This is a genomic window from Amycolatopsis sp. (assembly GCF_036008905.1).
Taxonomy (GTDB): domain Bacteria; phylum Actinomycetota; class Actinomycetes; order Mycobacteriales; family Pseudonocardiaceae; genus Amycolatopsis.
This window is the reverse complement of record NZ_DASYMU010000059.1, coordinates 84,137-90,394: the sequence shown is the minus strand read 5'-3', so window position 1 is coordinate 90,394 and position 6,258 is coordinate 84,137. Positions and strand designations below refer to the sequence as shown.

Genomic DNA, 6,258 nt, shown 5'->3' with positions numbered 1-6,258 from the left:
GGAGTGTTCATCCGTGTCGCACAGCGCCTGCTGGCCCTGGCCGCAGGCATCTGGCACAACTGGCAAACCGGCGTGACCAGCAAACGATCACTGATCGCCTTCGATCACTAACACCAACTTCACGGAATCAATCATCTAGGGCTGCCGGCGCTGTCGCTGGCCTGGGGGTTGTGGGCGGGGGACGACGGCATGGCCGCAGCGGTCGTCGACCGGCTGCGGCGCGCGGGGGACCGGGCGCTGTCCGCGGCGCAGGGCGTGGCGCTGTTCGACGCGGCGTTGCGCACGGGCGAAGCCGTCGTGGTGCCCGCCCGGTTGAACCTTCCCGCCATCCGTGCTCGCGGCGCCGTCCCGGCGCTGCTGCGTGGCTCGGTCCCGGTCGTCGCGGCGGCGCCGGCGACCCCGGTCCCGCCCCGCGACACACTGGATCTCGTCCGCGCCGAGATCGCGGCCGTGCTCGGTCATTCGGTCCCGGTGGCCCCGGACACGGCGTTCGGCGAACTCGGGTTCGATTCGCTGACTGGTCTCGAGCTCCGTAACCGCCTGGCCGCCGCCACCGGGATCAGGCTGTCCGCGACGCTGGTTTTCGACCACCCGACCCCCGCCGAACTCGCCCGTCACCTCGACCAGGGACTCGGTGGTGAGCCGGTGGGCTCGTCCCGTCCGGACACGCTGGCCACGTTGTATCGGAAGGTGTGCGAGGCGGGCGAATTCGTCGCGGCGATGCACCTGCTCGTGACCGCTTCCTGGGCCTTACCGACGTTCGGCGCGGCCGACAGTCGCGCCCATGCTCTTGCCCCGACACTCCACCGCGCGGGCGGCGAGGGCCCGCTGCTGGTGTGCTTTCCGTCGTTCGTGCCGGATGTCGCGGAATACGGGCCGCTTGTCCAACTGCTGCCCGTGGACACGCTGCTGATCCCACATCCCGGCTTCGTCGGCTCGGCCGTCCCCCGGGACTGGGAAACGCTGGTCGCGTTGCACACCGAAACGGTGCTGGCGCAAATCGGTGACCGGAGGTTCGTCGTTGTCGGCCGTTCGGCGGGCGGCCGCGTCGCGCACGCGGTCGCGACCCGGTTGCGGGCCCTCGGGCGGCCTCCGGCAGGGCTTGTCCTTCTCGACACTTACCAGGTCGATGCGGGGAACATCGCCGACGAATGGTTGTTGTCGTTGCCGTGGCGATCGGCACTGAGGCTCGGAGAACGGTTCGATGACGCGGTCGCGGAGTTGGGCGCTTACACGAGGATCTTCCTTGACTGGCGGCCCTCGCCGACGGATCTCCCCACCCTGCTGGTCCGCGCGTCCGAGCCTGTCGGGGATCCGGGCTCCACGGTGGACTGGCAGGCGCGCTGGCCGTTGCCCTGCGACGTCGTCGACGTCGCAGGCGACCATTTCACCCTGCTCGAAGACCAGGTGCCAGCTACCGCGGCCGCGGTTATGCACTGGGTGTCGCGGCTTGACGAGCCGCGTGTCCTGGACAGCACGCCCATGCGTGAAGCCGTCCCGGACACGCCGCATCCGGTGTGAGAGTGGGAAAACCACGGCTTCGGCTAAGCGGGCAACGGCTCGTAGTCGCCGATTTGCGCGTGTGAGAGGACTTCATGCTCGTACCGTTGGCACCAACCGGTGGGCGCTCGGGCGGGGCAGCCGGATGGTGTGCTCGCGGTGCTCAGCGGCGGCCAATCCGTCCGCGCCGCCGGTGAGGCGACTATCGCCGGTTCGGCGGGGAGCGGTTACTGGGGCCTCGACATCAGCAGCCGCAGCGGCCACTTCGTCGGCGGTGACGAGGCACTCTGGGGGCCGATCATGAAGCTGGGTCAGGACGCGTTCGGGAAGTTGGGGATCCACTTCTGATGGCCATGGACGTCAGGGACCTGGATTCGCTGTCGCAGAGGGAGCGCTTCGCGTGGTGGAAGGCCGGTGGCCGCCTTCCGGCGGACGCCGGGGAAAGCCCGTGGCTGGGCGTGGTGCAGTCGCTGACCATGCCGCTGGTGCGGGAACTCCGATATCGGGAGGCAACGACCGAGCAATTGTCCGTCGCCGAATTCGAGCGGTTTCTCGAGGTGGCCGACGAGGTGTTCTCGTTTCTCGAAGAACGGCAGCTGATGAGCCGGCACGAAGTGCTGACCCGCCGGCTCATCCTGGCTTCCGCATTATCGGGGTCGGGGATTTCGCTGCCCGATTCGCCGTTCACGGCCGACCGTGTCGTGCGGCAGGTGATAGCCGTGGTCACCTCGGCTCGGCTCGCCGAGGCGAGTCGGCTTGGTCCGGTGTGGACGACGTTGGAGAGCGCGGAAATCTTGCGCTTGCGGCATCTCAAGCAGCTCATCCGGCTCGCCGCCGACCTGCGCGAGGACCTCGGCGACGAGGAATCGGCCGCCACGGTGTCGAGCTGGCTGCGGGTGTCTTCTGTGCTGCCGTAAACCCGTGCTGAGCTCATTCCTCCAGGAACCGAGCCTGGCCCGCGTGCGCCCGGGCCGGCCCGGGCTGGCCGGTTGAGCGCGTCGGACTCGCGGTCACTCGTCGATCCCGGTGACCAGAATATCGAAACATAACAATCAAGACCTGAGACGGAAATATCTCGTCTCGGCCGGGTGACAGCACCCGTTCAACTCGAAGCGGCCAAAGCCATGGCACTGGCGCGTGACTCGACCGTCGACGATCTGGGCAGCCTCACCCGCGGGACCTGAGTTCCGGTGTGGATGGGCAGGCCGCCATGGGAAGTCTCAAGCGGAGCGACACAGCGCAGGACGAATCGTCGGGGATTGGCCGCCCATGGACTGTCGATCCTGGGGTTCCGCTCAGTCAGGGATGGAGACGTCCGGGTTGGCATCGCTCAGGCCCAGGCGTAGATGCTCGACGTGGTAGACGGCCTGGTCGAGTAGTTCGGCGACGTGGTGGTCATAGAGCGTGTACACCACCGAGCGGCCCCGTCGTTCACCGACGACGAGGCCGAGGTTGCGCAGCAGGCGCAGCTGATGCGAGCAGGCGGACTGCTCCATGCCGACCTCGGTGGCCAGTTCGGTGGCGGGCAGCGCCCCTTCGCGGAGACGGGCGAGGATCAGCAGTCGCGACGGGGTGGCGAGGGCTTGCAGGGTGGTGGCCACCTTTGCCGCGCCGGCCGCGTCCAGTCGGGTGCGCGGTACGGCATTTGTGGTGGTGACGACTCCGTGGCCCATGACACCATCATACGTACAGGAACACATGAAGACGTCTTCATGCGTTCCTGTACGGTGGTGGAGTTGCCCGGCCGTCTACGCGAAGGATCACCACCGCCATGTCTGCCACCCTCACCGAGCGCCCGGCCCGTACCGCGCGTGTGGTTGTCGCCCCGAAACGGCGGACCCGCGTGTTCGCGCTCGCCGAGGCCCGCTGGGCGGGCGCGGCCACGATCGCGTTCCTGATCGCGCTGCCACTGCAGCTCACCGGCGCCCCCGCCTGGCTGTGGGGGCCGCTGTACGCGATCGCCTACGTCACCGGCGGCTGGGAACCCGGCTGGGCCGGCCTGCAGGCGCTACGGGAGAAGTCCCTCGACGTGGACCTGCTGATGATCGTCGCCGCGATCGGCGCCGCCGCGATCGGACAGGTGATGGACGGCGCATTGCTGATCGTCATCTTCGCCACCTCCGGCGCCCTGGAAGCGCTGGCCACCGCACGGACCCAGGACGCGGTCCGCGGCCTGCTCGACCTCGCCCCCACCACCGCCACCCGCCTGACCGGCGACGGTAACGAAGAAACGGTCGCCACCGCCGAGCTCACGGTTGGCGACACCATCCTGGTCCGGCCCGGCGAGCGTGTCGGCGCCGACGGCCGCGTGCTGGACGGGGCCAGCGAGGTCGACCAGGCCACCATCACCGGCGAACCCCTGCCCGTGACTAAGGAACTGGGCGACGAGGTGTTCGCCGGCACCCTCAACGGCACCGGTGCTCTGCGGGTGCGGGTCGAGCGCGATGCATCGGACTCGGTGATCGCCCGGATCGTGGCCATGGTCGAGGAAGCCTCCGAAACCAAGGCGCCGACCCAGCTGTTCATCGAGAAGGTCGAGCAGCGCTACTCCCTCGGCATGGTCGTCGCCACCCTGGCGGTGTTCCTCATCCCGCTGGCCTTCGGCGACGACCTGACCCCTGCGCTGCTGCGCGCGATGACGTTCATGATCGTCGCCTCGCCCTGCGCGGTGGTACTGGCCACCATGCCGCCGCTGCTCTCCGCGATCGCCAACGCCGGGCGCCACGGAGTCCTGGTGAAATCCGCCGTGGTCATGGAACGCCTCGGGCAGGTCGACGCGGTCGCACTGGACAAGACCGGCACCCTCACCGAGGGCACCCCCCGCGTCGCCGACATCCGCCCGCTGCCCGGCAGCGGCCTGGACGAGAACGCCCTGCTGGCCCTGGCAGCCGCGGCCGAGCGCCCCAGCGAACACCCGCTGGCCCGCGCCGTCGTCGACGCCGCCCGCACCCGCGGGCTCGCCATCCCCGAGATGCAGGACTTCACCTCCGCCCCCGGCATCGGCGTCACCGCCACTGTCGACGGCCACGTGATCGCCGTCGGCGCTCCCGCCCGCCTGCTGGACGGCACCGGCGACGGGATCACAGGCCGCGCCGCCGTGGTGGCCGACGGGCTGGAAAATGGTGGTGGCACCGCGGTCCTCGTCCAGCGCGACGGCACACCGGTCGGTGTGCTGGGCATCGCCGATCGGCTGCGTCCCGACGCGGCCGACACCGTCGCCGCACTCAGCACGCTGACCGGAACCACCCCGATGCTGCTGACGGGCGACAACCCGCGCGCCGCCGCCCGCATCGCCGCCGAGGTCGGCATCACCGACGTCCGCGCCGGACTGCTGCCCCAAGACAAGGTCACCGCCGTGCGGGAGCAGGAAACAGCCGGGCGCAAGGTGCTGGTCGTCGGTGACGGTGTCAACGACGCCCCCGCGCTGGCCGCCGCCCACACGGGTGTCGCCATGGGTCGCGCAGGATCCGACCTCGCCTTGGAGACCGCGGACGCGGTCATCGTCCGCGACGATCTCGCCACCGTCCCGGCCGTCATCGCGCTCTCCCGTGCGGCCCGCCGGCTGGTCGTGCAGAACCTCGTCATCGCCGGGGTGTTCATCTCCGGGTTGGTTCTGTGGGACCTGATCGGCACCCTGCCGCTGCCCCTGGGTGTCCTCGGGCACGAGGGTTCGACCGTCATCGTCGGCCTCAACGGGCTCCGTCTGCTGCGCGACGTCGCCTGGCGCCGGGCTGCCGCGACCGTGCGCGGCGACCGCTGAACCGCACGACTACCGATCGGACAGTCGCAAGGTGCGGTCGGGCAACGGAATCACGTCGGGATCGGCGTCGGCCAGGCGGCGGTGGAGTTGCCGGGCCCGATCCTCAAGCTCCGCGTTCCACAAGGCGAGAACCGGGATCTGGTTGGCGTAGACCCTGACGTTCTCTTCCAACTCGCGCGTGGTGGCGGCGTGGTCGCTGGCGGTCTGTTTACGCTCCCGCTTGAGAGCGCCGATCTCCTCGCGCAGCGCGACGAGTTCAGGCTGGTGGCCCTCTCGGTTCGCTTGTGCAGTAGCAACAACATCCTTGAACTCCTGCGTCGAGCAGTAGAACGAGTCACGCCCACGCCGTGAGACGTGCCCCTTGACGGTGGCTTCGGTCAGGTGGAGGCGGACACCGATCCAGTCGCAGGGCAAGCAGGACGAGTACGCGACGCTGTCCGGTATCGCCACGACGCTGGGATCGCCAAGGGCGCCAAGCCGAACCAGGTGCCGTGGCGGCAGTGATCTCACGCGGTGGGCAAGGAAACCGACGGGAAGGCGCTTGTCGCTGCCACTGAGGACAAGCTTCGCCGGACAGCGCGCGAAAACCCGGCTTTCGCCACCAAGACCGTGTCGATCCTGCTCGCCTGCAGCGGCAACGGGGGTCTACACGACCAGCGACACCCGGATGCAGGTCGTCACGGAGATGGGGCTCAAACCGTCGCCGTTTGCGGAGAAGCTGGGTACGGACGACTACTTCGTCGACGTCTCCCCGGGGAGACCCTCGGTGAGGCCGACGCCGACGTGGTGGTCGTGCTGAGCCGGCAGAGCCTGCCGACGAACGACACCTTCGCGCAGTACCCGCAGATCGCCCGCATGGCCGCGAACGCGGAGCAGCGGATGGTCTATCCCGAAGACGCCAACATCGGGCCGCGTTGTCCGCGGCCTCGGTGCTGAGCATTCCGTACGCCGTCGACGGGCTGCTTCCGCTCATCAAAGAGAAGCTGCGCTGACAGCGG

The 6,258-nt window shown here is 69.2% G+C and carries 7 protein-coding genes and 1 pseudogene; 6 read left to right on the top strand and 2 right to left on the bottom strand.

Annotation, left to right across the window (positions count from 1 at the left end):
- The 4 genes and pseudogenes from VGP60_RS11900 to VGP60_RS11885 all read left to right on the top strand — a co-directional run.
- A pseudogene (locus tag VGP60_RS11900) lies at window positions 1-111 on the top strand (IS982 family transposase); the annotation flags it as partial.
- A gap of 78 nt (window positions 112-189) precedes the next feature.
- On the top strand, window positions 190-1,521 hold the full coding sequence (locus tag VGP60_RS11895) for a thioesterase domain-containing protein (protein ID WP_327548005.1): 1,332 nt from the start codon (window positions 190-192) through the stop codon (window positions 1,519-1,521).
- A 99-nt stretch (window positions 1,522-1,620) separates the two neighbouring features.
- On the top strand, window positions 1,621-1,848 hold the full coding sequence (locus VGP60_RS11890) for a hypothetical protein (protein WP_327548004.1): 228 nt from the start codon (window positions 1,621-1,623) through the stop codon (window positions 1,846-1,848).
- Window positions 1,848-2,417: a hypothetical protein gene (locus VGP60_RS11885; protein WP_327548003.1), complete on the top strand. Its 570-nt coding sequence runs from the start codon at window positions 1,848-1,850 to the stop codon at window positions 2,415-2,417. The genes VGP60_RS11890 and VGP60_RS11885 overlap by 1 nt, the downstream gene beginning before the upstream one ends.
- 378 nt (window positions 2,418-2,795) lie before the next feature.
- Here VGP60_RS11885 and VGP60_RS11880 read toward each other — a convergent pair whose 3' ends face one another.
- Window positions 2,796-3,173: a metalloregulator ArsR/SmtB family transcription factor gene (locus tag VGP60_RS11880; RefSeq protein ID WP_327548002.1), complete on the bottom strand. Its 378-nt coding sequence runs from the start codon at window positions 3,171-3,173 to the stop codon at window positions 2,796-2,798.
- A 98-nt stretch (window positions 3,174-3,271) separates the two neighbouring features.
- Here VGP60_RS11880 and VGP60_RS11875 point away from each other — a divergent pair, with 98 nt between their 5' ends.
- Complete coding sequence (locus VGP60_RS11875) at window positions 3,272-5,260, top strand: heavy metal translocating P-type ATPase (RefSeq protein ID WP_327548001.1); 1,989 nt, start codon at window positions 3,272-3,274, stop codon at window positions 5,258-5,260.
- A 9-nt stretch (window positions 5,261-5,269) separates the two neighbouring features.
- On the opposite strand, the gene VGP60_RS11870 is transcribed toward VGP60_RS11875, so the two are convergent.
- Window positions 5,270-5,710, bottom strand: coding sequence for a hypothetical protein (locus VGP60_RS11870; protein WP_327548000.1), 441 nt, complete (start codon window positions 5,708-5,710; stop codon window positions 5,270-5,272).
- A 63-nt stretch (window positions 5,711-5,773) separates the two neighbouring features.
- Here VGP60_RS11870 and VGP60_RS11865 point away from each other — a divergent pair, with 63 nt between their 5' ends.
- The gene (locus VGP60_RS11865) at window positions 5,774-6,196 is read left to right on the top strand and encodes a hypothetical protein (protein WP_327547999.1); all 423 of its coding nucleotides are present in this window, start codon (window positions 5,774-5,776) and stop codon (window positions 6,194-6,196) included.
- Window positions 6,197-6,258 lie beyond the last annotated feature (62 nt).

Bases quoted from the DNA above. Each gene is read 5' to 3' on its own strand.
- VGP60_RS11895 (WP_327548005.1), top strand. From the start codon at position 190: ATGGCCGCAGCGGTCGTCGACCGGCTGCGGCGCGCGGGGGACCGGGCG.
- VGP60_RS11885 (WP_327548003.1), top strand. From the start codon at position 1,848: ATGGCCATGGACGTCAGGGACCTGGATTCGCTGTCGCAGAGGGAGCGC.
- VGP60_RS11880 (WP_327548002.1), bottom strand. From the start codon at position 3,173: ATGGGCCACGGAGTCGTCACCACCACAAATGCCGTACCGCGCACCCGA.
- VGP60_RS11875 (WP_327548001.1), top strand. From the start codon at position 3,272: ATGTCTGCCACCCTCACCGAGCGCCCGGCCCGTACCGCGCGTGTGGTT.